The following is a 25,693-nucleotide window of genomic DNA, read 5'->3' as shown; positions in this document are numbered from 1 at the left end:
CTCCCACGTCCACGTCCAGGGTGTTTCGCGTCCCCGGCGCCCGTCAGCGCGACGCGTCGAGCCGCGCCAGCTCCGCCGCCACGTCGTAGGTCGGCGCGGGCCAGCCGAGCCCCAGGTCGTCGAGCGCCCGGTGCAGCAGCGCCGTCACGGCCAGCCGCGCGAACCACCGGCGGTCGGCGGGCACCACGTACCACGGCGCGACGTCCGTCGAGGTGCGCTCCAGGACGGCCTCGTACGCCTCCTCGTAGGCGCCGCGCCGCAGCCGGGCGTCGACGTCCGACGGGTCGTACTTCCAGTGCTTCTCCGGCTGCGTGAGCCGCGTGCGCAGCCGGGCGTGCTGCTCGTCCGCCGAGACCCACAGCAGCACCTTGACCACCGTGGTGCCCGCGGCGACGACCTCCTCCTCGAACCGCACGATCTCGTCGTACCGGCGCTCCAGGACGTCGGGCGGCACGAGCCCCTCGACCCGCGGCACGAGCACGTCCTCGTGGTGCGACCGGTCGAACACGCCGATGCGGCCCGCCGGCGGCAGGGCGGCCCGCACGCGCTGCAGGAAGTGCTGCTCCCGCTCGGCGGGCGTCGGCACCCCGAAGGCCCGCAGGGCGACCCCCTGCGGGTCGACCATGCCGAGGACCTCGCGCACCACGCCGCCCTTGCCGGCCGTGTCCGGGCCCTGCAGCACCAGCAGCACCGACCGGGTGCCGCCGGTGCGTCCGTGGGCGTACAGCCGCTCCTGCAGGTCCGCGAGCCGCACCCCCGTCGCGGCCATGGCGGCTCGCCCGTCGGCCTTGGACCCGGTGAAGCCGGGCGTGGCGCGCGCGTCGAGGTCGGCGAGGCGCAGCCCCGGCCGGGCCCGCAGGGCCTCCTCGACGGGCGCTCCCCACAGCTGTCTGACGGCGTCCGTCACGATGTGCCTCCCGGGGTCAGGGGCGTGCCGCGAACCGCTCCAGCAGCTCGGCGTGCCCGCCCACGATGATGATGTCGTTCGCCGAGATCCGCGTCTCGGGCGTCGCGTACTGGAACTCCACGCCGGGGCTCTTCACGCCGATCACGGTGACGCCGTACCGCTCGCGCAGCTTGGACTGCGTCAGCGTGAAGCCCTGCGCCTCCTTCGGCGGGCTCATCTTCACGACCGTGAACCCGTCCTCGACCTCGATGTAGTCGAGCATCTTGCCCGACACGAGGTGCGCGACCCGGGCGCCGGCGTCGGCCTCGGGCAGCACGACGTGGTGCGCGCCGATGCGCTGCAGGATCCGGGCGTGCTCGGCGCTGATGGCCTTGGCCCAGATCTGCGGCACACCGATGTCGACGAGGTTCGCCGTGATGAGCACGGACGCCTCGAGGTAGGAGCCCACCCCGACCACCGCGACGGGGAAGTCGCGGGCGCCGAGCTGCTCGAGGGCCTCGGGGTTGACGGCGTCCGCCTCGACGAGCGGGATGCGCCCGGCCCACTGGGCGACCAGCTCGGGGCTGCGCTCGACGCCCAGCACGTCCTGGCCGAGCCGGTCCAGCGTCGCCGCGATCGACGAGCCGAACCGGCCCAGGCCGATGACGAGCACGCCGGCGTCCTTGGGGGCGTCCTTGGCCGTCCCGCGCGCGGCTGAGGGGCGGGGGGACCCGGCGGCGCCCCGGAGGGACCCGGCCGCGGCGCGCGGGGCCGCGGCGGGCAGGGACGGGGTGCGCGGGCCGGGGCCGGTGCGCGGGTGCTCAGCCAATGATGGGCCTCTCTTCGGGGTACCGGATGACCCGACGACGGTTGCGCAGGGCGAGCGCGGCGGCCAGCGTCATCGTGCCGGTCCGGCCGACGAACATGAGCGCGACGAGCACGTACTTCGCGGGGTCGGGCAGGGTCGCGGTGATCCCGGTCGACAACCCGCAGGTCGCGAACGCGGAGATCACCTCGAACAGGATGACGTCGAGCGTGAGCCCCGTCATCGCGAGCAGCAGCAGGGACGACACGAGCACGAACGTCGCCGAGACGAAGGCGACGGCGATCGCGACCTGCAGCGCCTCGCGCGGGATCCGCCGCCCGAAGGCCTCGACGTCCTTGTCGCCGCGGGCCTCGGCGACGATGGCCAGCAGCATCACCGCGAGCGTCGTCACCTTCATGCCGCCGGCGGTCGACGCGGAGCCGCCGCCGACGAACATCAGGGCGTCGAGCATCAGCCAGGTGCCCTCGTGCATCTGGCCGACGTCGACCGTGGAGAAGCCGCCCGAGCGGGGCATCACGCCGGCGAACAGCGCGGCGAGGGCGGTCCCGCCGGCGTCGAGCGGGGCGAACGTGCCGGGGTTCGTCCACTCGAAGGCGGCCACGACGACCGAGCCGAACACGAGCAGGCCCAGGCTGGTCGTGATCGTCAGCTTGGCGTGCAGCGTCCACCGGCGCGGGGAGCGCAGGTGGGCCAGGACGCTGAGGATCACGGGGAAGCCCAGCGAGCCGATGAAGACGCCGACGATGATCGGCAGCAGCATCCACCAGTCGGAGACGAACGGCTCCAGGCCCTCGACGGTGGGCACGAAGCCGGCGTTGTTGAACGCGGAGATCGCGTAGAACACCGCGTGCCAGGCCGCCGTGCCGGCGTCGCCCTCGTGCAGCAGCAGGCGCGGGAACAGCACGAGCGCGATGACCACCTCGAGGGCGGTCGACGTGAGGATGACGGTCCGCACGAGCGAGCCGACCTCGCCGAGCCGGGTCACCTTGGTCTCCGACGACACGAGCAGCCGCTGGGTCAGGCCGATGCGGCGCGAGACGGCCATGCCCAGCAGCGACGCGAGGGTCATCACGCCGAGACCGCCGACCTTGATGGCCACGAGGATGACGACCAGGCCCCAGACCGACCAGTACGAGCCCGTGGGGACCACGACCAGCCCGGTGACGGTCGTGGCCGACGTCGCCGTGAACAGCGAGTCGACGAACGGTGCCCGCACCCCCGACGCGGTGGCCCAGGGTGCCTGCAAGAGTGCGGTGATCAGCGCGATGACCAGGGCGAACACCCCGAGGGCGAGCCGCGCGGGGGACTGGCGGGCGGAGCGGTCCACGTACTCGCGGGCGCGCCACAGCAGGCCCGGTCCTGCCGCCATCCCACCTCCCGTGCCGTCGCGCGCCGCGCGGTCGTGCCGCCGGCGTCGTGCCGTGGCGCCCCGTCGGGCGCAAGGGCCAACTCTGGCACGCGGCGCCGCCCGTGCGCGCCGTCCTGCGCACCGGCCCGGCGCTGCGTGTCGACACCGGCGGCGCCCGGTGCCACGGTGGGGCGCATGACGGCTGCGGGGGCGACGCCCGGTGCGGGCGACGCGCGCGTGCACGTCGTCTGGTCCACGGAGATGCTCGGGTACGACTTCGGCCCGGGCCACCCCATGTCCTCGGACCGCATCGACCTGACGATCGCGCTGGCCGCCCAGCTCGGCCTGCTCGACCCGGCGGCCGCGGCGGTCGTCAGCGCCGACCCGGCGTCCGACGCGCTGCTGACCACGGTGCACGAGCCGGCGTACGTGGCGGCCGTGCACGCGGCGTCCGAGCGCGGGACGGTCGACCTGGCGCGCGGACTGGGCACCGAGGACGACCCGGTCTTCCCCGGGATGCACGAGGCGGCCGCCCGGGTGGTCGCCGGCACCGTGGCGGGTGCGCTCGCGGTCTGGGAGGGGCGCACGCCGCACGCGGTCAACGTGGGCGGGGGCCTGCACCACGCGATGGCCGGGGCGGCCTCGGGGTTCTGCGTCTACAACGACGCCGCCGTCGCGATCCGCGAGGTGCTCGCGGCCGGCGCGCGCCGCGTCGCGTACGTCGACGTGGACGCCCACCACGGGGACGGCGTGCAGGCGCTGTTCTGGGACGACCCGCGCGTGCTGACGGTGTCGCTGCACGAGACCGGCCACGCCCTGTTCCCGGGCACCGGGTACCCGTCGGAGACCGGCGGGCGGGGGGCGGAGGGCACGGCCGTCAACGTGGCGCTGCCGTCGCGCACCGACGACGCGGGGTGGCTGCGGGCGCTCGACGCGGTCGTGCCGCCGGTGCTGCGCGAGTTCGCCCCCGACCTGCTGGTGACCCAGCACGGGTGCGACACGCACCGGTTCGACCCGCTGACGTCGCTGCGGGTCTCGGTCGACGGTCAGCGGGTGGCGGCGGGCGTCCTGCACGACCTGGCGCACGAGGTCTGCGCGGGGCGCTGGGTGGCGCTGGGCGGCGGGGGGTACGCGGGCGTCGACGTGGTGCCGCGCACGTGGGCGCACCTCGTCGGGATCGCGGTGCACCGGCCGGTCGACCCGGCGGCGCAGGTGCCCGACGAGTGGGTCGACGCGGTGCTCCAGCGGCACGGGCGGCTGCCCGTGCGGCGGATGACCGACGGCGCCCCGGCGACGTTCCGCCCCTGGTCGGCGGGCTACGACCCGGCCGACGCGGTGGACCGTGCCGTGCGGGCGACGCGGGCGGCGGTGTTCCCGTCGCTCGGCCTCGACCCGGAGTGGTGACCGGCACGGCCTCGTGGTCGGCCCGCGGTGGCGAGGGGCGCGGGCGTTGCTCCGGACCGGTGGTCACCCGCGTCCCGGCTTCCCCACCCGTCACACGCGCCACTACCCTGGCGGGAGCGTCCTGGACGGGGCGCCCGGCGCGGCGCCGGACGGGCGGAGGTCGGGCGATGAGCGAGGCACAGGGTCGTCCGCGGTTCCTCACCGTCAACGAGGTCGCCGACCTCATGCGGGTCTCGCGCATGACCGTGTACCGCCTGGTCCACTCCGGCGAGCTCCCGGCCGTGCGCGTCGGGCGCTCGTTCCGGGTCCCGCAGGACGCCCTCGACGCGTACCTGCGCAGCTCGACCACCGTGGAGCCCACCGGCGGGGAGCGGCGCTCGTCCTGACGCGGTGCCGTCGCGGGCGCTGGTCCGCGGGGCCGGGCGGGTGGTGCGTTCGCGGCGCGGCGCCCGGATCACGTAAGGTGGGCGACCGGACTTCTGCGTGCGTGGCCCGATCGACGACTGAGTCGAGCACGTGCTCGGTCGAGCACGGTCGAGCACAGCGCGCGTCGATCGACCACCACTCGCGGCCGCACGGTCGCGACCGGACACGAGTGAGGACCGCATGGGCTCCGTCATCAAGAAGCGTCGCAAGCGCATGGCGAAGAAGAAGCACCGCAAGCTGCTGCGCAAGACGCGCCACCAGCGTCGCAACAAGAAGTGAGCCCGGGCGGCCCTGCCGCCTGAGCAGTCCGTCGGGCCCGGTCGCGTAGACCGGGCCCGACGTGCGTCCGGGGGCTCCCGTCGTGTCTCCCCGGGGTGTCTCCCCCGGGTGTCTACAACGATGTACTCTGGCGTGACCTGCACCGAGGAGCGCCCCCTGTGACACCGTCGTCGCCTGCACCGTCGCCCGTCCCGTCGGCCATCCCGGCCCGGGCGACGCCCGCCCGCCCCGCCACGGGCCCCGACGGGCCGTGCGTCCCGCGCGCCGACGTCGGCCGCCTGCGCCCGCTGCCCTTCGACGCCGTGACCCTGACGACCGGCGGCCCGCTCGGCGCGTGGCAGGACCGCAACCGCACGGCGACCCTGCCGCACGTGCTCGATCGGCTCGAGACCTCCGGGGTCCTCGACAACCTCCGCGTCGCGGCGGGCCTGCAGGACGGCACGCACCGGGGGTTCAACTTCGCGGACACGGACCTGCACAAGACCCTCGAGGCCCTCGCGTGGGAGGCCGGCCGCGTCCCCGACGACCAGCCGTGGGAGGCCTTCGTCACGGACGCCGTCGCGCTGCTGGCGCAGGCGCAGCGCCCCGACGGGTACCTCGACTCGCACGTGCAGCTCACCGCCCCCGACGCCGCCTTCGCCGACCTGCGCTGGGGTCACGAGCTGTACGTCCTCGGGCACCTGCTGCAGGCCGCCGTCGCCCGGGCCCGCACCACCGGGCGCACCGACCTGCTGGACGTGGCCACGCGGTTCGCCGCCCTCGTCGACGACCGGTTCGGCCCCGGCGGGGCCGACGGGTGCTGCGGGCACCCGGAGGTCGAGACCGCCCTCGTCGAGCTGTACCGGCTCACGGGCGAGCGCCGGTGGCTCGACCTCGCCCGCCGGCAGGTCGACCTGCGCGGCGCGGGGCTGCTGGGCGAGGGTCCGTTCCCGCCCGTCTACCACCAGGACCACGTGCCGGTCCGGGAGGCCACCGAGGTCGGCGGGCACGCCGTGCGCCAGCTCTACCTGCTCGCGGGCGTCGCCGACGTCGCCGCCGAGACGGGGGAGCAGGCGCTGCTCGACGCGCTGGTGCGCCTGTGGGACTCCGCCGAGCGCACCCGCACCTACGTCACCGGTGGGCTGGGTGCGCACCACAAGGACGAGGCGTTCGGCGACGCGTACGAGCTGCCCCCGGACCGGGCGTACGCCGAGACGTGCGCGGCGATCGCGCTGGTGCACTGGGCGTGGCGCATGCTGCTGCTCACCGGCGAGGGTCGGTACGCCGACGCCGTGGAGCGCGCGCTGCACAACGCCGTGCCGGCGGCGACGTCGCACGACGGGCGGCGCTTCACGTACTCCAACCCGCTGCAGCTGCGCACGGGCCACGACGGGTCGAGCGAGTACTCCCCGTCCGAGCGCCTCGACTGGTTCGCGTGCGCGTGCTGCCCGCCGAACCTCGCCCGGCTCGCGGCCTCGCTGCACGCGTACGTGGCGACGACCTCGGCCGCGGGGGTGCAGCTGCACCTGTACGCCGACGCCCACGTGCGCCTGGACGACGGGACCGTGCTCGGCGTGCGCACCGCGTACCCCGCGGACGGCCGCGTGGAGGTCACGGCCGACGCGCTGGTGCGGCCGCTCGCGCTGCGCGTGCCCGGCTGGGCCGACGCGGCGCGCGTGCGCCTGGAGGTCGACGGGCTGGCACGCCCGGTCGAGGTGGTCGACGGGTACGTGCACGTGCCGGCCTCGTCCGCGGCACCCGTGCGGCGCGTGGTGCTGGACCTGCCGGTCGAGCCGGTCGCCCTGGTCGCGCACCCGCGGGTCGACGCGGTGCGCGGCTGCGTGGCGGTGCGGCGCGGGCCCGTGGTCATGTGCCTGGAGCACGCGGACCTGCCCGACGGGGTGGTGCTGGAGGACGTCGCGGTCGTGCCCGGCACGCTCGAGGACGCCCCCGGCCTGCCGGGTCTCGACGTGCCGGTGACGGTGCGGGCCCGGGGCGTGCACGTGCCGTCGGGCGACCTGCCCGCGTGGTCCCCGTACGGTGCCGCGCCGCCCGAGCCCGCCGAGATCGAGCTGCGTCTCGTGCCCTACCACGCGTGGGGCAACCGCGGCGTCGGTGCGATGCGGGTGTGGGTGCCCCTCGCGCCTGACCCCGCGGCGCCCGCCGGTCTGCCAGGCTGTGCCCCGGACGGGCGGGCCGCGCGATGACCGCGCAGCCGGCCGCGAGGACGTCGCCCGCCGTGACGGCGGGCCCGACGAGGACGGGGACACGCAGGGTGAACGGCCGACGCGGCGGTGCCGTGACGATGCACGACGTGGCGGCGCGGGCCGGCGTGTCGATCAAGACCGTGTCCAACGTGGTCAACGGCTACCCGTACATCCGGGAGTCGACCCGCACGAAGGTCGAGGAGGCGATCGCCGAGCTCGGCTACCACGTCAACGTCTCGGCCCGGAACCTGCGCCGCGGGCGCACCGGCCTCATCGGCCTCGCGGTGCCGGAGCTGTCGCTGCCGTACTTCGCCGAGCTCGCGGACTCCGTGATCCGGGCGGCCGAGGAGCGTGGCGTCACGGTGCTCATCGAGCAGACGGGCGCGGTGCGCGAGCGCGAGCTCGAGGTGCTCACCGGCCAGCGGCGCATGTTCACCGACGGCCTGATCTACTCCCCGCTGGCCCTGGGGCCCGAGGACGTGGACGCCCTGGGGGTCGACTACCCGATGGTCCTGCTCGGCGAGCGGATCTTCGGCGGCCCGGCGGACCACGTGACGATGAGCAACGTCGAGGCGGCGCGCGCCGCGACGGCGCACCTGCTGTCCCTCGGGCGGCGGCGCATCGCGGTGGTCGGCGCGCACGCGGGGGAGTCCGTGGGCTCGGCCGCGTTGCGCGTGCAGGGCTACCGGGCCGCCCTGGAGGACGCGGGCGTGCCCTTCGACCCCGCGCTCGTCGGGGAGGCGGGGCTGTGGCACCGCGCGACGGGTGCGGAGACGATGGCCCGCCTGCTCGACGACGGCGTCGAGATCGACGCGGTGTTCGGGCTCAACGACGCCCTCGCGCTCGGGGCGCTGCACACGCTGCACGCCCGGCGCGTCGACGTGCCGGGCACGATCGCGGTGATCGGATTCGACGACGTCGAGGAGACCGCGTACTCCTCGCCGACGCTGTCGACCGTGCACCCCGGGCGCGAGCAGATCGCCGCGACGGCCGTGGACCTGCTGCTCGCGCGCATCGACGCGCCGGACGTGGACCGCCCGTTCCAGCAGGTGGTGGCCGACTTCTCGATCGTGGCGCGCGAGTCGACGCTCGGTCAGGGCGCCGCCCCGCAGGTCCTGCCGCGCTGACGCGTCAGCGCGGGGCCGCGGTCGCGGCTGCGGCGTCGATCCGGTCGAGCCGGACGTCGACCAGCCAGCCCGTGGCCAGCAGGGGCGCCGTCACGCCCACGAGCGGGGCGAGGACGGGGGCGACGACGAGCGTCAGGCCCCAGACCACGACCACGACCAGGACGCCGAGCGCGGTGCCCGGGCCGAGCAGGGGGGCCAGCAGCAGCAGGCGCCACGTGCGCGGCGCGGTGTCGTCGTAGCGGCGGGCCACCGGCGGCAGCCAGGCGAGGACCACCGCGAGCCACGACGTGGCGATCACCAGCACGGCCTGCAGGGCGGCGGCGGGGGCGCCGTCCAGCGCCTCCAGCACGGCGGCGTCGGCCACGAGCAGCGCCGCGGCGGGCCACAGGGGGGCGCCGAGCAGGTTGAGGCGGCGCAGGCCCGCCCGCCAGGCGTGCCAGAAGTCGCGCCACACGTGGGTCGACGGGGTGCCCGCGGTCAGCGCGGCCAGCAGCCGTCCCGCGGCGTCGAGGGAGGGCAGCAGGCCCAGGACGACGCCGCCGGCGAGGGTGCCGAGCACGAGCAGCAGCTGCACGGCCACGACGTGCGCGACCCAGCGCAGCCACACCATCACGCGTCCGGCCCAGCCGGGGGGTTCGTCCTGCACGGCCCCGATCCTGCCCTGCCCGGGCACGGTCCCGGGCATCGTCCCGGGCGCCGGCGCGGGGACCGGGTGCGCCGGGGTCCCGCCCGCCGTCCCGTCCGGCGACGGGCGGAGCGGGGCGGCGGGCGGGACGGCTGTGCTCACGCGTCCGGCGTGCGGGTGCCAGCGGTGACGCGTCCGCGCTCGTCGAGCGCGAGGACCACCGTGGTCGCCCGGTCGCGCACGGCGTCCCAGGCGGGGGCGACGACCGCCTCGACGCGGGCGCCGTCGGCCGTGCACCAGCTGAAGCGGCCGGAGCCGTGCGCGGCGGGGTCGACGACGTCGAGGGTGCCGGTGCGCGCGAGCTGGACGGTGCGCGGGTCGGCGCCCGGGTCGAGCAGCTCCCACGTGCCGGCCAGGGCGGCGACGTCGTCCGGCCAGGCCGTCTCGTCGTCGGTCTCGCGGGCCTCGCCCGCCCACGGCTGCGGCGAGACCAGCGGCCACCCGTCGCGGGTCCAGACGAGGCGTCGGACCTGCACGCGGTGCCGCTCGGGCGCGTCGTCGTCGCGCACGTGGTGCACGAGGAGCTGGCGCCCCGGGCGGCCGTCACGGGCCGGCTCGGTCAGCACGGACGCGTGGCCGGGCGCCCGCAGCCCGGGGCCGCCGGGCAGACGGTGCCCCGCGAGCACGACGGTGCCGGGCGTGGGGGGCTCGGCGACGGACGTGCGCAGGTCGAGCCCGGTGCGGTCGGTCCACGGGCCCGTCACGGCGGGGGCGACGGCGGCGCGCAGGTGGTAGCTGGTGAACAGCGAGTCCCACGACGCGAGCATCGCCCACCCGCCGCCGGGGCGCGGCAGAACGTACGGACCCTCCACGGCGCCCTCGACCTCCGCGGGCCGCCGCACGAGCAGCACGCCCGGTCCGGGGCTGGGCTCGCCGGGGCGGCACCCGTCGACCAGGCCGGTCGCGGGGTCGAGCTCGAGGGCGTGCAGCCCGCCGAAGAACGACCCGTACACGAGCCAGTGCCGGTCGCCGTCGACGACGACGTTCGCGTCGATCGCGTTGGGGGAGCCGTCGCCGTGCGGGCTGACGCCCTCGGGCAGCACCGGGTGGGTGCTGGTGACGACGAGCCCGCGGTCCTCCCACGGTCCCGCGGGGTGCGGGGCGACGGCGAGCCCGATCGCGGAGGTCCGCGAGCCGAACGACGACGCCGACCAGTACATGCGCCACTCGTCGCCGACGCGGACGACCTCGGGGGCCCACAGGCCCTGGGCGCCCGTCCACGCGGCTGCGGCGGGCGGCACGCCGGGCAGCGCCCACCCGTGCAGCTCCCACGTCACCAGGTCGCGCGAGCGGCGCACCTGGACGCCGCCGCGGACGGGGCCGTCGCTGCACGCGTCGGTCGAGAACAGCCAGTACGTGCCGTCGTCGTCGCGCACCGCGGTCGGGTCGTGGGTGTGCTCGGCCCCCCAGCCCGTGGTGTCCAGGACCGGGGCCGGGTCGGTGGTGGTCACGGCGTCAGGCCTTGCTGCCGGTCAGGGCGACGGACTCGATGATCTGCCGCTGGAAGACCAGGAACACGACGAGGATGGGCAGCAGCGCCACGAAGGACGCGGCCATGATCAGCGGGTAGTCGCGCTGCGTGGCGAACTCCACGTTGAGGTTGGCGATCACGACCTGGAGGGTCTGCTTGCTGGGGGTGTTCAGGTAGAGGATCGGCCCGAGGTAGTCGTTCCAGATCGTCATGAACCAGAGGATGAACTGCGCCGCGATCGCGGGGCGGATCATCGGCAGGATCATCCGCCAGAAGATCGTCCAGTACGACGCGCCGTCGATCTTCGCGGCCTCGACCAGCGAGTCCGGGACGGTCTCCAGGTACTGCCGCAGGAAGAAGATCATGATGATGTTGCCGAACAGCAGCGGCACGATCAGCGGCAGCAGGGTGTCGACCCAGTGCAGCCGCGAGAACATCACGAACTGCGGGATCATGATGGTCGGGTACGGCACCATCAGGCCCGAGAGCAGGCCGAGGAAGATCGCGTTCTTCGCGGGCAGGCGCATCTTGGCCAGCGCGAACGCGGCGATCGAGGACGTGATCGAGCCGACGACGGTGACCGACGCGGCGACCACGAAGCTGTTGCGGAACCCGGTGAGGATCGGCGCCTCGGACCACATGCGCACGAACGTGTCCCACTGGGGGACGCTCGGCCACAGCACGGGCGGCAGCGCGAAGACCTCGCCCTTGGTCTTCAGCGCGGTCGTGAACATCCAGGCCAGCGGCGCGATCATGGCGACCGCGAACACCGCCAGGACGACGAAGATGATCCAGTTGGTGGTGCGGGACTCGCCCTGGGCGCCGCCGTGGCGGCGGCGGACGACGGCGCCGTCGGGGGTGCGGCGCAGGGTGGGGAGGGTGGTCATGGCTGCGGTCCTCACTCGATGCTGAAGCTGTTGCGCCGGTTGAGGCGGAACTGGATCAGGGTGATGACGAACACGAGGATCCCCAGCACGATCGACATCGCCGTGGCGTAGCCCATCTGCTGGTAGCGGAACGCCTTGCGGACGATGTACCAGACGATCGACGCGGAGCTCATCTCGGGCCCGCCGGTCGGCGTCATGATGTTGATCTCGGTGAAGATCTGCGCGCCGGCGATGATGTTGGTGACGACCAGGAAGAACGTCACGGGGCGCACCATGGGCAGCGTGATCGACCGCAGCTTCTGGAACGCGTTGGCGCCGTCGAGCGACGCGGCCTCGTAGAGCGAGGCGGGCACGGACTGGATCGCGGCCAGGTACAGCAGCATCGAGTACCCCAGGCCCTTCCAGACGGCCATGAGGATGATCGCGGGCTTGACCGTGGCGGTGTTCTGCAGCCAGTCGGGGCCCTGGATGCCGAACCAGGACAGCACCTGGTTCACCAGGCCGAAGTCGCCGTTGTAGGCGAACTGCCACACGATCGCGATGGCCGCGAGCGAGGAGATCACGGGGATGTAGTAGATGGTGCGGAACGCCGTGCGCCCGGGGATCTTGCGGTTGAGCGCGATCGCGAGCAGCAGCGCCAGCACGAGGCCGACCGGGATGCCGATCATGTAGAAGAACGTGTTGAACATGCTCAGGCGGAAGTACTCGTCGCCGAGCAGCGTCACGTAGTTCTCGAGGCCGACGAACCGCATCGGGCCCAGGCCGTTCCAGCTGGTCAGGGACGCGTACACCGCGAAGCCGACGGGGTAGAGCGTGAAGAGCAGGAAGCCCAGGACCGGCGGCGCGACGAAGGCCAGGGCCCACCGGTGCTCGACGCGGTGCAGGCGGTTGCGCGCGCGTCGGTCGCGCAGCGTCGGTCGGGCGGCGCTCGCGCGGGGCGCCGTCGGCGGGGCCGTGTCGGCCGCGACTTCGGTCATCGGAGGGGTCCTCTCGGCTGGGGCAGGTCCGGTGGCCGGGGCCGCACCCGCGGGTGCGGCCCCGGTGCCCGTGCGCCCCGAGGGGAGGGGCGCACGGGCGGTCGCGGATCAGCCGCCCGCGGCCATCTCGGCGTTGGCGAGGGACTCGTCGAGCAGCGCCTGCATCTTCGGCTGCGTCTCGGCGAGGTAGTCCTCGGCGGTCTGCTCGCCGTCGAGGACCGGCTGGATGTTGGTCCAGAGCTCGTCGTACCACTCGGCGCCGTAGGTGAACGCGGCGGGCATGGCGCGCCCGTAGTCCTGGGCGATGTCGAGGAACTCCTGGCGGTTGGCCGGCTCGGCGTCCTCCGCGGCGGCCCACTCCTCGGCGACGTCGATCAGGTTGGGGACCTGGATGTTCGCGTCGACCAGCGTCTGCTGCGCCTCCGCGTCGGCCGACAGGTACGTCACCAGGTTCACGGCCTCCTGCGGGTGCTCCGTCATGGCGGAGACGCCGATGCCGAGCGAGCCGAGCCACGTGGCCGAGCCGGCGTCGCCGACGGTGGGCCAGGGGATGAGGTCGTACTCGAAGTCGAGGTCGTTGTACACGCTGACGTCCCACGGGCCGACCGGGAAGAAGCCGATCTCGCCGGCCATCCAGCGCTGGTACGTGTCGAGCGTCGCGGCGTCGGAGGCGGACGGCGTGACCTGGTCGACGTTGGTGAGGTCGGCGAACTTCTGCAGCGCCTCGGCGAACTCCGGGGTGTCGACCGTGACCTGCGTGTGGTCGGCGTTGGTCCAGTCCCCGCCGTTGCTCCAGACCATCGACTGGAGGTTCCACTGCACGTTGAGGCCGGTGCCCCACTGGTCGACCGCGCCGTCGCCGTCGGTGTCCGTCGTGAGGGTCTTGCAGATCTCGACGAACTCCTCCCACGTCAGCGGCTCGTCGGGGTCGGGCAGCTCGATCCCGGCCTCCTCGAGCATCGTCTTGTTGTACCCGAAGGAGAACGGGCCGACGTCCTTGGGCAGGCCGTACAGGGCGCCGTCGGGCGTGCCCTGGACCGTGCCGTCGAAGCGGTACGAGTCGACGCCGTACTGCCAGATGTTGTCGAGGTCCACGCCGGACTCGGCCACCTCGTCGGTGATGTCCATGAGGATCCCGGACGACACGTACGACTGGAGCGTGGCCTGCTCGATGTAGAACACGTCGGGCACGTTGTTGCCGGCCACGGCGGCCTGCAGCTTCGTGGCGTACTGGTCGGCGTCGGTGACGATCATCTCCACCTCGACGCCCGTCGCCTCGGTGTACCGGTCGATGGCCGCCTCATAGGCCGCCTTCTCGTCCGGTCCGCCGCGGAACATGAACGTGAGCGTCTTCGTGCCGTCGTCACCGCTGTCGCCGCTGCACGCGGTCAGGGTGAGCGCGCCGGCCATCGCCACGCACAGCGCGCCGGCGGCGAGCCTGGTCCTCTTCATCTGCCTGCCTCCCGAGTCCTGGGTCGGTCAGGTCGCATACGTGCCGTGGTGCGGGCTCCGGTGCCCGGTGCGCGACGCCCCTGCGCGCCGCACCCGCTCCTGGCGGTCGTCATTGACCTGTCTTCAACGTCTACAACGTTGAACTACAACGTTGCACAAGATGGCACGCCGGTCGGTCCCCGGTCAAGCGCGGTCCGGTCACGACCTGGTCACGGAGCGCACCCCGCGTCCGTCCGGCCCGCCGGCGCGCGCGGCTCTCCCATGGTGCCCCGGGCCGAGGGGCGGGTGCCGGGACCGTCCGGCCCGCGGCGTTTGACGGCAGGCCCGCGCACGCGGCACCCTGGCGTTCTTACAACGATGTACAGACCGTGCGAAGGGGCCTGGATGCTCGCCGCCACACCACCCATGGGGTGGAACAGCTGGGACTGCTACGGCACGACCGTCACCGAGGCCGAGGTGCTCGCCAACGCCCGCTTCATGGCCGAGCACCTCCTCCCGCACGGCTGGGACACCGTCGTCGTCGACATCGACTGGTCCGACCCCGCCGCCCGCACGCACGGCTACAACGACGACGCACCGCTGGTGCTCGACGCCTTCGGCCGGCCGCAGCCCGCCCCCGACCGCTTCCCGTCCGCCGCCGACGGGCGTGGGTTCACCGCGCTCGCCGCCCAGGTGCACGCCCTCGGCCTGCGCTTCGGCGTGCACGTGCTGCGGGGGATCCCGCGCCGGGCGGTCGCCGCCGACCTGCCCGTCGAGGGCACCGCCTGGACCGCCCGCGACGCCGCCGACCCGTCGTCGCCGTGCGCGTGGAACCCGCACAACGTCGGCCTCGACCACGACCACCCGGCGGGACAGGCGTACCTCGACGGGCTCGTCGCGATGCTCGCCGGCTGGGGCGTCGACTACGTCAAGGTCGACGACATCCTCGCGCCGCTGCACGTCGACGCCCTCGTCGGCTGGTCCACGGCGATCACCCGATCGGGCCGGCCGATGGTGCTGTCCCTGTCGCCGGGCACGCACGTCTCGACGCACGAGGTCGGGCTGCTGCGCGAGCACGCCACGATGTGGCGGGTCTGCGACGACCTGTGGGACCGCTGGGAGGACGTGCACGGGAGCTTCGCCCGGCTGGCCCGGTGGGCGCCCCTGCAGCGTCCGGGCGGCTGGGCCGACGCCGACATGCTCCCGCTCGGACGGATCGGCATCCGCGCCGAGCGCGGCGAGGACCGGCACAGCCGGCTCACGCCCGACGAGCAGCGCACGCTGCTCACGCTGTGGGTCATGGCCCGCTCCCCGCTCATGATGGGCGGCGACCTGCCCACCAGCGACCCGGCGACGATCGCGCTGCTCACCACCCCCGCGGTCGGGCACGTGCTGCGCACCGGCACCGACGGGCGCGAGGTCCTGCGCGAGCCCGCCCCCGACGCGGACGGCGAGCTCGTGGTCTGGTCCGCGCGCAGCGACGTCGACACCACCCGCTACCTCGCCGTGTTCTGGACCGGCGAGGAGCCCCGGGCCGCGCAGGTGGCGCTCGCGCTGCCGCTCGGCTCGGTGGACGCCGCCGCCGGCACCTGGCGCGCGCACGACCTGTGGACCGGGCAGCCGCTCGACCCGCCGCACACCCCGCCCGGGCGTCCCACCCCGGTGCTCGACCTCGACGTCCCCGCGCACGGCGTGCGCTGGGTCGCGCTGACGCCCGCATGAGCGCCGCCGACGCCGCACCCGGCGCCACGCCCGACGACCTGACGGGCGAGCCGGCCCGCACGCGGCGTGCCCCCCGACGTCTCGTCCCCGCGGTTGTCGCGGCCCTCGTCGTCGTCGCGCTCGCCGTGACCGGCGTGGTCCTGCTGCGCCCCGACCCCGCACCGGCGGCCACGGCGCTCGAGCTCGAGGGCGACCTGCGCACCCACGACCCCGCGCTCGTCGTGGGCGACCCCGGCGAGCCCTGGTACGTCTTCTCCACCGGGGACGTGCGGGTCGGGCTCGGCGCCCCGCAGGTGCGCCGGTCGACCGACGAGGGCCGCACCTGGGAGGACGTCGGCACCGTGTGGGACGCCGCCTCACGCCCCGCGTGGGTCTACGAGCAGGTGGCCGGCGTCGAGAACTTCTGGGCGCCCGAGGTCGTCGAGCACGACGGCACCTGGTACCTGTACTACGCCGCGTCGACGTTCGGGTCGAACCGCTCGCTCATCGGGCTGATGACCAGCCCCACCCTCGACCCCGACGACCCGTCGTACGGCTGGCAGGACCAGGGGCAGGTCGTCGCGTCCGTGCCCGGCGAGGACGCGTTCAACGCGATCGACGCCGGCGTCGTGGAGGACGCCGACGGGACGCCCTGGATGGCGTTCGGGTCGTTCTGGGGCGGGATCCAGCTCGTCGAGCTCACCTGGCCGTCGGGCCTGCTCGCCGACCCCGACGCCGAGCCCGTGCAGATCGCCAGCCGGATCGGGGCGCCCAACGCGATCGAGGCGCCGTACCTCGTGCACCGCGACGGGTGGTACTACCTGTTCTTCTCCCGCGACTCCTGCTGCCAGGGCACGGAGTCGACGTACAGCATGGCCGTCGGGCGCTCGCGCGAGGTCACCGGCCCGTACGTCGACCACGAGGGCGCCGAGCTCACCGCCGACGGGGGCCTGACCCTGCTGGCCACGACGGGCGACATGGTCGGGCCCGGCGGGCAGTCGTACTCGCGCGGCTACCTCGCGTTCCACTACTACGACGCGGCCGAGGGCGGCGACTTCCGCCTCGCGATCCGCGAGCTCGCGTGGGACGACGACGGCTGGCCCGTCGCCACGACCCGCGAGGAGCAGGAGGCCGCGCGCTGACCCGGCCGTGACGGCGGGGCGTGCGGTCCGGCCCCGCGGTCCTGACGCGTCAGTCGCCGCGCAGGCGCCGGCGCACCGACCGTGCGACGACCGCCGCGACCCACGCCAGGCCCGCGAGGCTCGCCGCGTTCACGCCCTGGCGCGCGTGCCGGCGGCGCGAGCGGAACTCCCGCACCGGCCACCCGACCTCCGCCGCGTGCCGGCGCAGCCGCCGGTCCGGGTTGATCGCGCACGGGTTGCCGACGGTCGACAGGATCGCGACGTCGTTCGTCGAGTCCCCGTACGCGTGGCACCGCGCCAGGTCGTACCCCTCGCGCTGCGCCAGCGCCCGCACCGCGGCCGCCTTCGCCTCGCCGTGCAGCAGGTCGCCGACCAGGCGGCCGGTGTAGAAGCCCTCGTCGTGCTCCGCCAGCGTCCCCAGCGCCCCGGTCGTGCCCAGGCGCCGGGCGATCAGCGTGCCGATCTCCATGGGCGTCGCCGTCACCAGCCAGACCGCGTGCCCGGCGGCCAGGTGCGCGTCCAGCAGCTCGCGCGTGCCCGGGAAGATCCGCAGGCTCAGCACCTCGTCGTACACGTCCTCCGCGATGGCCGTGACCTCGGCGACCGAGTGGCCCCGCATGATCTCCAGCGCGCGCGAGCGGACCTCGTCGATCTGCTGCCGGTTCTCGCCGAACGCGAGGTACCGCGCCTGCTGCCACGCGAAGACGACCAGGTCGCGCTTGCGGAAGAAGCCCCGCCGGTACAGCCCGACCGCGAGGTGGAACGACGACGCCCCGCGGATGATCGTGTTGTCCACGTCGAAGAAGGCCGCCACCGTGCCCTCCGCGGGCGGGGCGCCGGGGTCGACGGGCGGGCCCGCGACCGGCGGGGCGGCGACCCCCGCGGCGCCGCCGGGCCCACCATGACCTGGCGTCCCGTCGGGGCCTGCGGCGTCGTCCGTCCGGCCGGAGGGTGAGGTCGTCCCGTCCGCCGCGTGCACCGGGCCACTCTAACGAGCGCCGGACCCGCCCGGGCACCCCTGCCACGGGTGGACCCTGGCCCGACCAGGCCGGACGTGCGCGCCCGGCGCTAGCGTGGGCACGTGAACGAGGACGGGACCGCACCGCGGGTCGTGCTGTACGGCCGCGCCGGCTGCCACCTGTGCGACGAGGCGCGCGCCGTCGTCGTCCGGGCCTGCGCCCGCGCGGGGGCGGCGTGGGCGGAGGTCGACGTCGACGCCCCGGACCCCGCCGGGCGGGACCTGCGCGCGCTGATGGGCGAGCTCGTGCCCGTGGTCGAGGTCGACGGCGTGCGGCAGGGGTACTGGCAGATCGACGAGGAACGGGTCGTCCGGGCCCTCGTGCGGGGCCTGCGCACGTCCTAGCGTGGGACCCTCCCGTCAGGGCCGACGGGCGGGCGTGGGGGGTGCGACGTGGAACGGGAGCCGACGGTGCCGCAGCGACGGGCGGTGCCGCCCGCGACGGTCGCACGGCTGCCCGGGTACCTGCGGGCCCTCGAGGCGCTCGCCGCCGGCGGGTCCGTCCTGACGTCGTCGGACGCGCTGGCCGCGCAGGCCGGCGTCTCGCCCGCCCAGCTGCGCAAGGACCTGTCGTTCCTCGGCTCGTACGGGCGGCGCGGTGTCGGCTACGACGTGGCGCACCTGCGCGAGCAGGTCGCCGTCGCGCTGGGGCTGAGCAGCGAGCGCCGCGTCGTGCTCGTCGGGGTCGGCAACCTCGGGCACGCGCTCGCGGGGTACGCGGGCTTCGCCGCGCGGGGGTTCGCCCTCGTGGCCCTCGTCGACGCGGACCCGGGCGTCGTCGGGACGGTCGTCGCGGGGCTGCCGGTGCACCCGGTGGCCGACCTCGGACGCGTGGTGGCCACGTCGGGCGCGACGATCGCGGTGCTCGCGACACCGGCCGCCGTCGCGCAGGAGGTGTGCGACACGCTCGTCGACGCCGGCGTCGTCGGGGTGCTGAACTTCGCGCCGTGCGCGCTGCGGGTGCCGTCGCACGTCGACGTGCGTGCGGTGGACCTGGCGTCGGAGCTGCAGATCCTGGCGTTCCACGACCGGCGGCGCTCCGCGGACGGCGCGTGAGGACGTCCGGGCCCGGGTGCGCCGCAGGGGCGCGACCGGTGCGGTCGCGCCCCTGCGGGTCGGGCCTGGCGGAGGCTCAGGCCTGCTTGATCGCCGAGACGTCGAGGTCGATGCGGACCTTGTCGGCCACGAGGACGCCGCCGGCCTCGAGGGCCGCGTTCCAGGTGAGGCCGAACTCCTTGCGGGAGATGGTCAGCGTGGCCTCGAAGCCGGCACGCGTGTTGCCGAACGGGTCGACGGCGGTGCCGTTGAACACCGTCTCGAGCTCGACGGACTTCGTGACGCCGTGGATCGTCAGGTCGCCGACGATGACGTACGCGTCGCCGTCGGGGCGCACCGCGGTCGAGGTGAACGACCAGGCGCCGAACTGCTCGACGTCGAAGAAGTCGGCCGACTTGAGGTGGCCGTCGCGGTTGGCGTCGCCGGTGGAGATGCTGGCCGGGTCGAGCGTCGCCGTCACCGAGGTGGTCGACAGGTCCTCGCCGACCGTCAGCGTGCCGTCGGTGATGGTGACGGTGCCGCGGACCTTCGAGATGCCGGCGTGCCGGACGGTGAACGACGCCTCGGAGTGGGACGCGTCGATGGCCCACGTGCCGGGGACGAGGCCGGCGGGCAGGGTCGTGGTGCTCATGGTTCCTCCGCATGTCTGGGTCGGGCCGTGTGTGAATCTTCAACGACCCGTTGGTTGACTTTTCTACTACACTGGTCGGGCAGGCGCAACCCCGGGAGAGTGATGTGACGACGAGCACGCCGGCGACCCAGCCGGCAGCAGCAGCCCCGCGCGACGCGGCGACCCACGACGAGCAGCCCGTGCGTTGGCTGACCGAGGACCAGCAGCGCGACTGGCGCGCCTTCCGCGACGGCACCGCGCTGCTCCTCGACGCCCTCGGGCGCGAGCTCGACGAGCAGTCCGGCCTCTCGCTGGGGGAGTACGAGCTCCTCGTCCGCCTCTCCGAGGCGCCCGACCGCACCCTGCGGATGTCCGACCTCGCGGGCGACCTCGCCCACTCCCGCAGCCGCCTCACCCACACCGTCGCCCGCATGGAGCGCGCCGGTCTGGTCCGCCGCGAGCGCGCCACCTGCGACGCGCGCGGCGTCAACTGCGTGATGACCGAGCAGGGCTGGGCCACCCTCGTCGCGGCAGCACCGGGCCACGTCCGCTCGGTGCGCGCCCACCTCGTCGACGCCCTCGACGCCGACCAGCTCGCCGCCCTGGGCTCCGCCATGCAGACCGTGGTGGCCCACCTGCGCTCGCCCGCGTGCGACGCGGCCCGCGCCGCGGACGACGACGCCGCCGAGGCTGCGGGCGGCAGCGCCGCCTGACCGGCCCCTGCCTCGGCGACCGTTCAGAGGGTGAGCGTGCGGGTCGCCGTCGTGCCGTCGCGGTACGTCACCTGGACGTCGACCCCCTCGCTGCCGGCATCCGTCAGGTCCGCGCCCGGGAACCACAGCGCGAACCGTCCGGCCCGGACCGTCGCGGCCACGGGGCCGTGCGTGGCGCTGCGGTAGACCACGCCGACCACGTCGGCGCCGGCCTCGCCCGCGGCGAGCGAGACGGTGCCGGCACCGATCGTGCCCGTCCCCAGGTCCGTCGCGACCAGGTCGCGCGCACCGGGTGCGAGGGTGCCGGTCGGGCCGCCCACCGAGCCGATCACGGCATCTTCGAACAGCCCGGCCGAGGAGTCGGCCACGCACAGCGCCGAGAGCCCGTCCGCGCCGCTGAGCACGACGGTGGTCCACACCCCGCGCCGTTCGGCGACCGCCGCCACCGCCGCCGCGAGGCCCTCCGCGAGCTCGGGCGCCGCGTCCTGCATGCTGGCTCGGCAGCCGGCCACCGCCTCCGCCTGCTCGTGCGACGACATGCCGGACGGCGTCGCCGACCACGTCGCGAAGGCGTGGTCCCCGCCCGTCAGCGGCGACAGCGCCACGATGCCGGCCGTCGCGGCGGCCACGAGCCCGACGGTCGCGACCACCCGCCGGGTGGTGCGCGGGGGGCGCGCGGTCGTGCGGGCGCCGCCCGGTGCTGCCGCGGTCGGCTGGTCGGGGTCCGTCGTCAGGATCGCCTGCAGGACGGTGCGGGCGCGGGCGCCCGCACCGTCCACGCGGGGGTCCGCCGCGTCGAGCGAGCGCAGGGCGGTGGTGAGGTCGTCGGTCCGGTTCATGGCGTGGTCGCCCTTTCCGTGAGGTCGGCGGGTGCCGGCGTGCGCGCCGGCAGATGGTCGAGGTGCCCCCGCAGCGCCTGGCGGGCGCGGCTGAGCCGCAGCCGGAAGGCGATGGGGGAGATGCCCAGCACCGCGCCCGCCCGGGTGGCGTCGAGGTCCTCGAAGACCACCAGGGCGAGCGCCTCCTGGTGGGTCTCGGAGAGGCGGTGCCAGGCGGTCGCCAGGTCGACGCGGGTCGCGACGCCGTCCGCCGCCGGGTCGCCGGGCAGCTCCGGCGGCACCTGCGCGAGGCGCACCCGCAGGGCGGACCGGCGCTGCTCGGACCGCCGGGCGTTGAGCAGCACGTGGCGCGCGATCCCGAAGGCCCAGGCGCGCGCGTCGTCGGGGGACGGCGGCAGCGCGTCGAGCCGTCGCCACACGACGAGGAACGCCTCGGCGACGACGTCGTCGACGTGGTCGGGGTGCGCCCGGCGCTGCACGAACCGCACGAGGTCGGGGTAGGCCGCGGCGTAGAAGGACGTAAAGGTCAGCTCCCGGTCGGGAGCGCGCGAAGGGTGCCTCATGACCACCACCTGTCCACCCCCGGGCAGAACGTGTCGCGCCCGGCCTGCCCTCAGGGGCCGGGGCACCCGTCAGCGTTTGCGAGACTAGGGGCATGGTCGCCACCACGGTCCACCTGCTGCGTCACGGCGAGGTCCACAACCCCGAGGGTCTGCTCTACGGCCGCCTGCCCGGGTACCGGCTGTCCGAACGGGGGCAGGCGATGGCCGAGCTCGTCGCCCGGACGCTCGCGGGCGAGGAGGGTGCGCCCCGCCGGGACGTCGTCGCGGTCGTCGCGTCGCCGCTGCAGCGCGCGCAGGAGACGGCCGTGCCGATCGCGCGGGCCTTCGGCGTGGAGATCACCACCGACGAGCGCATCATCGAGGCCGAGAACCACTTCCAGGGCATGACGTTCGGCGTCGGCGACGGCTCGCTGCGCCACCCTGAGCACTGGCCGCACCTGCGCAACCCGTTCCGGCCCTCCTGGGGCGAGGCGTACACGGCGCAGGTCGAGCGCGTGCTCGCCGCCGTCGACGCGGCCCGGGCCACCGCCCTCGGCCACGAGGTCGTCCTGGTCTCCCACCAGCTGCCGATCTGGGTCACGCGCCTCTCCCTCGAAGGTCGTCGGCTGTGGCACGACCCCCGCCGCCGGCAGTGCTCGCTCGCGTCGCTGACCTCGCTCCGCTACGACGGCGACCGGCTCGTCGGCGTCGGGTACTCCGAGCCCGCCGCGGCCCTGCTGCCCGGCGCGTCGCCCGTCCCGGGGGCCTGACCGTGGCCCGACGTCCCGCCCGCGCCGCCGCCCTCGCGCTGGCGGCCGTCCTCGTGCTGGGGGCGTGCTCGACCGACGACGGGGGAGCCGACGACGTCGTCGACCAGGGCTACGAGTCCGGCGACGGCTCGACCACCACGTGGGCGGTCGACGAGCGCACGGACCCCGTCGCCCTGACCGGGACCGACTACGAGGGGCTCGACCACGACCTCGCGGACGCCCGCGGCGACGTCGTGCTGCTCAACACCTGGTACGCGGCCTGCCCGCCCTGCCGCGCCGAGGCGCCCGACCTCGTCGACATCGCCGAGGACTACGCCGACGACGGGCTGCAGGTGCTCGGCATCAACAGCCGCGACGCCGCCGGTGCCGCGCAGGCGTTCCAGCGCGAGTTCGACGTGCCCTACCCGAGCCTCGACGACTCCGACGGCAGCGCCGTCGCCGTGCTGCAGGGCGTCGTGCCCGTCAGCGCCGTGCCGACCACGATCCTGCTCGACCGCGAGGGTCGCGTGGCCGCGCGCGTGCTCGGGCTCGCCGACGCCTCGACGCTGCGCGCGCTGGTCGACGACCTGCTCGCCGAGGACCGGCCGGCCGGGGACGCGACCGACCAGGACGCGCCGGGCGAGGGCTCACCGACCGAGGACGACACGTGATCCTCGCCGCCGACCTCGCACCGACCGTCGTCGGCGGCTCCCTGCTGCTCGCCGTGCCCGTCGCGGTGCTCGCCGGCCTGGTCTCGTTCGCGTCCCCGTGCGTGCTGCCCCTCGTCCCCGGCTACCTCGGGCTGCTCGGCGGGACGCTGGGCGGCACGTCCGGCCCGCGCACCGTCCTGGGGCTGCCCGACGCCACCGACGTCGTGCGCCTCGACCCCCGCCGGGCGGGTGCCGCGACGGTCGGCGGGTCAGCAGCGGTCGGCGGGACCGCGGCGGCGCCCGGTGCCGCGTCGGACCCCGGCCCCGACGCGACCGCGGGCGACGCCGTCCCGCTGCCGCGCGCGACCCCGGCGCCCCGCGCCGCCGGGCGCGGCCGCACGCTGGCCGGGGTCGGGCTGTTCGTGGCCGGGTTCACCGCCGTGTTCGTCGCCTACGGCGCGCTCGCCGGTTCGCTCGGCGCCGCGCTGTGGCAGTGGCAGGACACGGTCGGGCGGGTGCTCGGCGTACTCGTCGTGCTGCTCGGCCTGACGTTCGTCGGCGCGTTCCGGTTCCTGCAGGTCGACGTCCGCCCCCACGTCGCGCCCCGCGCCGGCCTGTGGGGCGCACCGGTCCTGGGCGTCGCGTTCGGCATCGGCTGGACGCCCTGCATCGGCCCGACGCTCGCCGCGATCCTCACGCTCTCGCTCACCGGCGGGTCCGCGGGCCGGGGCGCCCTGCTGGCCGTGGCCTTCTGCGTCGGGCTCGGCCTGCCGTTCCTGCTCGTCGCGCTCGGCCTGACCGGGTCGCGCCGGGCCCTCGCGGTGCTCGCCCGGCACCGCGTCGCCGTCATGCGGGTCGGCGGGGCGATGCTCGTCGTGCTCGGCCTCGCGCTCGTCACCGGCGTCTGGACCACGTGGGCCGCCTGGCTGCAGGGGCTGCTCACCGGGTCCGAGCCCTTCGTCCCCGTCCTGTGAGGCCCCCGTGGTGACCTACCGGCCCGAGGGCCTCGACGACGCGTTCAGCGACGACCGCGCGCAGCGCCCCGGGCGCGGCACGGACGGTGCGGGCCCGGACGGCGGCCCGCCGGCGCTGCCCGCGCTCGGGGCCGTCGGCTGGCTGCGCTGGGTGTGGCGGCAGCTGACGAGCATGCGGGTGGCCCTGCTGCTGCTCATGCTCCTGGCCGTCGCCGCGGTGCCCGGCACCGTGTTCCCGCAGCGCCCGCAGGACCCCGCGGCCGTCGCCGACTACCTCGAGGAGCACGCGACGGCCGGACCGTGGCTCGACCGCCTCGGGTTCTTCGACGTCTACGCCTCGGTGTGGTTCTCCGCGATCTACCTGCTGCTGTTCGTCTCGCTCGTCGGCTGCATCCTGCCGCGCACCCGGGTGCACCTGGGAGCCCTGCGCGCCCGCCCGCCGCGCCCGCCCCGTCGGTTCGGCCGGTTCCCCGCCCAGGGCGGCGGCACCTCCCCGGACGCGCCGCGCGAGGTCGCCGAGCGTGCCGTGGCCCTCCTGCGCCGCCGGTGGCGCCTGCTGCCGCTGGCGCCCGCCTACCGCGTCGACGTCCACGACGAGGGCGACGGCACGTGGGCCGTGGCCGCCGAGCGCGGGTACCTGCGCGAGACGGGCAACCTGCTGTTCCACCTCGCCCTCGTCGGACTGCTCGTGGCGGTCGCGACCGGGCAGATGCTGCACTACCGCGGTCAGGCGATCGTCGTGCAGGGCCGCGGGTTCGCCAACGCCCAGGTCGACTACGACACGTTCGAGCGCGGCACCGCCTTCGACCCCGCCGACCTCGTGCCGTTCACGCTTCGGCTCGACGAGTTCGAGGCCGAGTTCGACCCCGAGACGCTCCAGTCGCGGGACTTCACCGCGTTCGTCACCCTCACCGAGCCGGGGCAGGAGCCGACCGCCGAGACGATCCGCGTCAACCACCCGCTGACGGCGGGCGGGGCGAAGGTCTACCTGCAGGGCAACGGGTACGCGCCCCGGGTGACGGTGCGCGACGCGGCCGGCGAGGTGGCGTTCGCCGGCGCCGTGCCCTTCCTGCCGCAGGACGACGTGTACACGTCCCGGGGCGTCATCAAGGTCCCCGACGTGTCGGGCGGGCAGGGCCAGATCGGGCTCGTGGGCTTCCTGCTGCCGACCGCGCAGGAGTGGATGCCCGGGTTCTGGCAGTCCGTCGACCCGCAGCCGGCCGACCCGCTGCTCGTGCTCTCCGTGTGGTCGGGCAACCTCGGCCTCGACACGGGTGTGCCGCAGAACGTCTACCAGCTCGACGAGTCCCGCATGGAGCAGGCCCTCGAGGCCGACGGCACGCCCGTGACCCTCGAGGTCCGGCCCGGCGAGACCGTCGAGCTGCCCGACGGCCAGGGCACCCTGACGTTCGAGGAGCTGCCGCGGTTCGTCGCGCTCGACCTGCGGCACGACCCCGCGCTGACGTGGGTGCTCGTCTTCGCGCTGCTCGCGTTCGCCGGGCTCGGTGCGTCGCTGTTCGCACCGCGGCGACGCCTGTGGCTACGGGCGACGCCGGCACCCGCTGCGGCGGGCCGGGACCAAGGTCCCGCCGCGGGTACAGTGATCACCGCCGCAGGGCTCGCGCGCGGCGACGACGTCGGCCTCGTGACCGAGCTGGACCGCGTCCTCGCCGCCGTGCTGGGGGACGGGTCCGACGGCGCGCACGAGCGGGCCGCCGGCACGAGCGCGGGGCCCGTCGCGGACGGACGACCCGGAGGCCCGTGAT

At 75.1% G+C, this 25,693-nt stretch carries 26 protein-coding genes; 14 read left to right on the top strand and 12 right to left on the bottom strand.

Annotation, left to right across the window (positions count from 1 at the left end; translation table 11 throughout):
- Nucleotides 1-43: 43 nt before the first annotated feature.
- The 3 genes from BKA21_RS05840 to BKA21_RS05830 form a co-directional block, all read right to left on the bottom strand.
- Nucleotides 44-907, bottom strand: coding sequence for a PPK2 family polyphosphate kinase (locus BKA21_RS05840; RefSeq protein WP_140457388.1), 864 nt, complete (start codon nucleotides 905-907; stop codon nucleotides 44-46).
- A 16-nt stretch (nucleotides 908-923) separates the two neighbouring features.
- Nucleotides 924-1,559: a potassium channel family protein gene (locus BKA21_RS05835; RefSeq protein ID WP_140458326.1), complete on the bottom strand. Its 636-nt coding sequence runs from the start codon at nucleotides 1,557-1,559 to the stop codon at nucleotides 924-926.
- A 148-nt stretch (nucleotides 1,560-1,707) separates the two neighbouring features.
- Nucleotides 1,708-3,081 (bottom strand): TrkH family potassium uptake protein, encoded by a 1,374-nt coding sequence (locus BKA21_RS05830; RefSeq protein WP_140457387.1) that lies wholly within the window; start codon nucleotides 3,079-3,081, stop codon nucleotides 1,708-1,710.
- Nucleotides 3,082-3,255: 174 nt separating this feature from the next.
- On the opposite strand from BKA21_RS05830, the gene BKA21_RS05825 reads away from it, so the two are divergent.
- The 5 genes from BKA21_RS05825 (at nucleotide 3,256) to BKA21_RS05805 (ending at nucleotide 8,482) form a co-directional block, all read left to right on the top strand.
- The gene (locus tag BKA21_RS05825) at nucleotides 3,256-4,464 is read left to right on the top strand and encodes an acetoin utilization protein AcuC (protein WP_140457386.1); all 1,209 of its coding nucleotides are present in this window, start codon (nucleotides 3,256-3,258) and stop codon (nucleotides 4,462-4,464) included.
- Between the two features lie 167 nt (nucleotides 4,465-4,631).
- Nucleotides 4,632-4,850 carry a helix-turn-helix domain-containing protein gene (locus tag BKA21_RS05820; RefSeq protein WP_140457385.1) on the top strand — a complete coding sequence of 73 codons (219 nt, stop codon included), beginning with the start codon at nucleotides 4,632-4,634 and terminating at the stop codon, nucleotides 4,848-4,850.
- A 220-nt stretch (nucleotides 4,851-5,070) separates the two neighbouring features.
- Complete coding sequence (locus tag BKA21_RS05815) at nucleotides 5,071-5,169, top strand: 30S ribosomal protein bS22 (RefSeq protein WP_003792170.1); 99 nt, start codon at nucleotides 5,071-5,073, stop codon at nucleotides 5,167-5,169.
- Nucleotides 5,170-5,327: 158 nt separating this feature from the next.
- The gene (locus BKA21_RS05810; RefSeq protein ID WP_239072736.1) at nucleotides 5,328-7,355 is read left to right on the top strand and encodes a glycoside hydrolase family 127 protein; all 2,028 of its coding nucleotides are present in this window, start codon (nucleotides 5,328-5,330) and stop codon (nucleotides 7,353-7,355) included.
- A 98-nt stretch (nucleotides 7,356-7,453) separates the two neighbouring features.
- Nucleotides 7,454-8,482 carry a LacI family DNA-binding transcriptional regulator gene (locus tag BKA21_RS05805; RefSeq protein ID WP_140458324.1) on the top strand — a complete coding sequence of 343 codons (1,029 nt, stop codon included), beginning with the start codon at nucleotides 7,454-7,456 and terminating at the stop codon, nucleotides 8,480-8,482.
- A gap of 4 nt (nucleotides 8,483-8,486) precedes the next feature.
- Here the strand turns inward: BKA21_RS05805 and BKA21_RS05800 are convergent, their stop codons facing one another.
- The 5 genes from BKA21_RS05800 to BKA21_RS05780 form a co-directional block, all read right to left on the bottom strand.
- Nucleotides 8,487-9,128, bottom strand: coding sequence for a DUF624 domain-containing protein (locus BKA21_RS05800; RefSeq protein WP_179625319.1), 642 nt, complete (start codon nucleotides 9,126-9,128; stop codon nucleotides 8,487-8,489).
- 137 nt (nucleotides 9,129-9,265) lie between these two features.
- A complete protein-coding gene (locus tag BKA21_RS05795; RefSeq protein ID WP_140457383.1) occupies nucleotides 9,266-10,618 on the bottom strand; it encodes an arabinan endo-1,5-alpha-L-arabinosidase in 1,353 nt (450 codons plus the stop codon).
- Nucleotides 10,619-10,622: 4 nt separating this feature from the next.
- Nucleotides 10,623-11,525, bottom strand: a complete 903-nt coding sequence (locus BKA21_RS05790) for a carbohydrate ABC transporter permease (RefSeq protein WP_140457382.1) — start codon at nucleotides 11,523-11,525, stop codon at nucleotides 10,623-10,625.
- An 11-nt stretch (nucleotides 11,526-11,536) separates the two neighbouring features.
- Nucleotides 11,537-12,502 (bottom strand): carbohydrate ABC transporter permease, encoded by a 966-nt coding sequence (locus BKA21_RS05785; protein WP_140457381.1) that lies wholly within the window; start codon nucleotides 12,500-12,502, stop codon nucleotides 11,537-11,539.
- 108 nt (nucleotides 12,503-12,610) lie between these two features.
- Nucleotides 12,611-13,954 carry an ABC transporter substrate-binding protein gene (locus tag BKA21_RS05780; protein ID WP_140457380.1) on the bottom strand — a complete coding sequence of 448 codons (1,344 nt, stop codon included), beginning with the start codon at nucleotides 13,952-13,954 and terminating at the stop codon, nucleotides 12,611-12,613.
- 384 nt (nucleotides 13,955-14,338) lie between these two features.
- On the opposite strand from BKA21_RS05780, the gene BKA21_RS05775 reads away from it, so the two are divergent.
- Nucleotides 14,339-15,655 (top strand): alpha-galactosidase, encoded by a 1,317-nt coding sequence (locus BKA21_RS05775; RefSeq protein ID WP_239072737.1) that lies wholly within the window; start codon nucleotides 14,339-14,341, stop codon nucleotides 15,653-15,655.
- Nucleotides 15,652-16,776 carry an arabinan endo-1,5-alpha-L-arabinosidase gene (locus tag BKA21_RS05770; RefSeq protein WP_140457379.1) on the top strand — a complete coding sequence of 375 codons (1,125 nt, stop codon included), beginning with the start codon at nucleotides 15,652-15,654 and terminating at the stop codon, nucleotides 16,774-16,776. The genes BKA21_RS05775 and BKA21_RS05770 overlap by 4 nt, the downstream gene beginning before the upstream one ends.
- Nucleotides 16,777-16,825: 49 nt before the next feature.
- Here the strand turns inward: BKA21_RS05770 and BKA21_RS05765 are convergent, their stop codons facing one another.
- Nucleotides 16,826-17,590 carry an HAD family hydrolase gene (locus BKA21_RS05765; RefSeq protein WP_140458322.1) on the bottom strand — a complete coding sequence of 255 codons (765 nt, stop codon included), beginning with the start codon at nucleotides 17,588-17,590 and terminating at the stop codon, nucleotides 16,826-16,828.
- Nucleotides 17,591-17,857: 267 nt separating this feature from the next.
- Between BKA21_RS05765 and BKA21_RS05760 the strand changes: the two genes are divergently transcribed.
- Together BKA21_RS05760 and BKA21_RS05755 are read left to right on the top strand one after the other, a co-directional pair.
- Entirely contained in the window at nucleotides 17,858-18,139 is a 282-nt protein-coding gene (locus BKA21_RS05760; RefSeq protein WP_239072738.1) for a glutaredoxin family protein, read from the top strand.
- 48 nt (nucleotides 18,140-18,187) lie between these two features.
- Nucleotides 18,188-18,850 carry a redox-sensing transcriptional repressor Rex gene (locus tag BKA21_RS05755; protein WP_140457378.1) on the top strand — a complete coding sequence of 221 codons (663 nt, stop codon included), beginning with the start codon at nucleotides 18,188-18,190 and terminating at the stop codon, nucleotides 18,848-18,850.
- 76 nt (nucleotides 18,851-18,926) lie between these two features.
- Here BKA21_RS05755 and BKA21_RS05750 read toward each other — a convergent pair whose 3' ends face one another.
- A complete protein-coding gene (locus tag BKA21_RS05750) occupies nucleotides 18,927-19,481 on the bottom strand; it encodes a YceI family protein (protein ID WP_140457377.1) in 555 nt (184 codons plus the stop codon).
- Between the two features lie 104 nt (nucleotides 19,482-19,585).
- Here BKA21_RS05750 and BKA21_RS05745 point away from each other — a divergent pair, with 104 nt between their 5' ends.
- Nucleotides 19,586-20,173, top strand: a complete 588-nt coding sequence (locus BKA21_RS05745) for a MarR family winged helix-turn-helix transcriptional regulator (RefSeq protein ID WP_140457376.1) — start codon at nucleotides 19,586-19,588, stop codon at nucleotides 20,171-20,173.
- 23 nt (nucleotides 20,174-20,196) lie between these two features.
- Here BKA21_RS05745 and BKA21_RS05740 read toward each other — a convergent pair whose 3' ends face one another.
- On the bottom strand, nucleotides 20,197-21,012 hold the full coding sequence (locus BKA21_RS05740; protein ID WP_140457375.1) for a hypothetical protein: 816 nt from the start codon (nucleotides 21,010-21,012) through the stop codon (nucleotides 20,197-20,199).
- Nucleotides 21,009-21,575, bottom strand: a complete 567-nt coding sequence (locus BKA21_RS05735; protein WP_140457374.1) for an RNA polymerase sigma factor — start codon at nucleotides 21,573-21,575, stop codon at nucleotides 21,009-21,011. The genes BKA21_RS05740 and BKA21_RS05735 overlap by 4 nt, the downstream gene beginning before the upstream one ends.
- A gap of 92 nt (nucleotides 21,576-21,667) precedes the next feature.
- Here BKA21_RS05735 and BKA21_RS05730 point away from each other — a divergent pair, with 92 nt between their 5' ends.
- From BKA21_RS05730 to resB, 4 genes are read left to right on the top strand one after another with little or no spacing between them, the layout of a single operon-like run.
- Complete coding sequence (locus BKA21_RS05730; protein ID WP_140457373.1) at nucleotides 21,668-22,324, top strand: histidine phosphatase family protein; 657 nt, start codon at nucleotides 21,668-21,670, stop codon at nucleotides 22,322-22,324.
- A complete protein-coding gene (locus BKA21_RS05725; RefSeq protein ID WP_218887316.1) occupies nucleotides 22,321-22,974 on the top strand; it encodes a TlpA family protein disulfide reductase in 654 nt (217 codons plus the stop codon). The genes BKA21_RS05730 and BKA21_RS05725 overlap by 4 nt, the downstream gene beginning before the upstream one ends.
- On the top strand, nucleotides 22,971-23,927 hold the full coding sequence (locus BKA21_RS05720; RefSeq protein WP_140457372.1) for a cytochrome c biogenesis CcdA family protein: 957 nt from the start codon (nucleotides 22,971-22,973) through the stop codon (nucleotides 23,925-23,927). Before BKA21_RS05725 ends, BKA21_RS05720 begins: the two co-directional genes overlap by 4 nt.
- A 7-nt stretch (nucleotides 23,928-23,934) precedes the next feature.
- On the top strand, nucleotides 23,935-25,692 hold the full coding sequence (gene resB, locus BKA21_RS05715; protein WP_140457371.1) for a cytochrome c biogenesis protein ResB: 1,758 nt from the start codon (nucleotides 23,935-23,937) through the stop codon (nucleotides 25,690-25,692).
- Nucleotide 25,693 lies beyond the last annotated feature (1 nt).

The organism is Cellulomonas oligotrophica (assembly GCF_013409875.1).
GTDB lineage: Bacteria > Actinomycetota > Actinomycetes > Actinomycetales > Cellulomonadaceae > Cellulomonas > Cellulomonas oligotrophica.
This window is presented reverse-complemented; position numbering and strand designations above follow the sequence as displayed.

What these genes read in the sequence shown, in the direction of transcription:
- BKA21_RS05830 (WP_140457387.1), bottom strand. Translation starts at nt 3,081, where the DNA reads ATGGCGGCAGGACCGGGCCTGCTGTGGCGCGCCCGCGAGTACGTGGAC.
- BKA21_RS05825 (WP_140457386.1), top strand. Translation starts at nt 3,256, where the DNA reads ATGACGGCTGCGGGGGCGACGCCCGGTGCGGGCGACGCGCGCGTGCAC.
- BKA21_RS05820 (WP_140457385.1), top strand. Translation starts at nt 4,632, where the DNA reads ATGAGCGAGGCACAGGGTCGTCCGCGGTTCCTCACCGTCAACGAGGTC.
- BKA21_RS05815 (WP_003792170.1), top strand. Translation starts at nt 5,071, where the DNA reads ATGGGCTCCGTCATCAAGAAGCGTCGCAAGCGCATGGCGAAGAAGAAG.
- BKA21_RS05805 (WP_140458324.1), top strand. Translation starts at nt 7,454, where the DNA reads ATGCACGACGTGGCGGCGCGGGCCGGCGTGTCGATCAAGACCGTGTCC.
- BKA21_RS05790 (WP_140457382.1), bottom strand. Translation starts at nt 11,525, where the DNA reads ATGACCACCCTCCCCACCCTGCGCCGCACCCCCGACGGCGCCGTCGTC.
- BKA21_RS05785 (WP_140457381.1), bottom strand. Translation starts at nt 12,502, where the DNA reads ATGACCGAAGTCGCGGCCGACACGGCCCCGCCGACGGCGCCCCGCGCG.
- BKA21_RS05780 (WP_140457380.1), bottom strand. Translation starts at nt 13,954, where the DNA reads ATGAAGAGGACCAGGCTCGCCGCCGGCGCGCTGTGCGTGGCGATGGCC.
- BKA21_RS05775 (WP_239072737.1), top strand. Translation starts at nt 14,339, where the DNA reads ATGCTCGCCGCCACACCACCCATGGGGTGGAACAGCTGGGACTGCTAC.
- BKA21_RS05770 (WP_140457379.1), top strand. Translation starts at nt 15,652, where the DNA reads ATGAGCGCCGCCGACGCCGCACCCGGCGCCACGCCCGACGACCTGACG.
- BKA21_RS05750 (WP_140457377.1), bottom strand. Translation starts at nt 19,481, where the DNA reads ATGAGCACCACGACCCTGCCCGCCGGCCTCGTCCCCGGCACGTGGGCC.
- BKA21_RS05740 (WP_140457375.1), bottom strand. Translation starts at nt 21,012, where the DNA reads ATGAACCGGACCGACGACCTCACCACCGCCCTGCGCTCGCTCGACGCG.
- BKA21_RS05735 (WP_140457374.1), bottom strand. Translation starts at nt 21,575, where the DNA reads ATGAGGCACCCTTCGCGCGCTCCCGACCGGGAGCTGACCTTTACGTCC.
- BKA21_RS05730 (WP_140457373.1), top strand. Translation starts at nt 21,668, where the DNA reads ATGGTCGCCACCACGGTCCACCTGCTGCGTCACGGCGAGGTCCACAAC.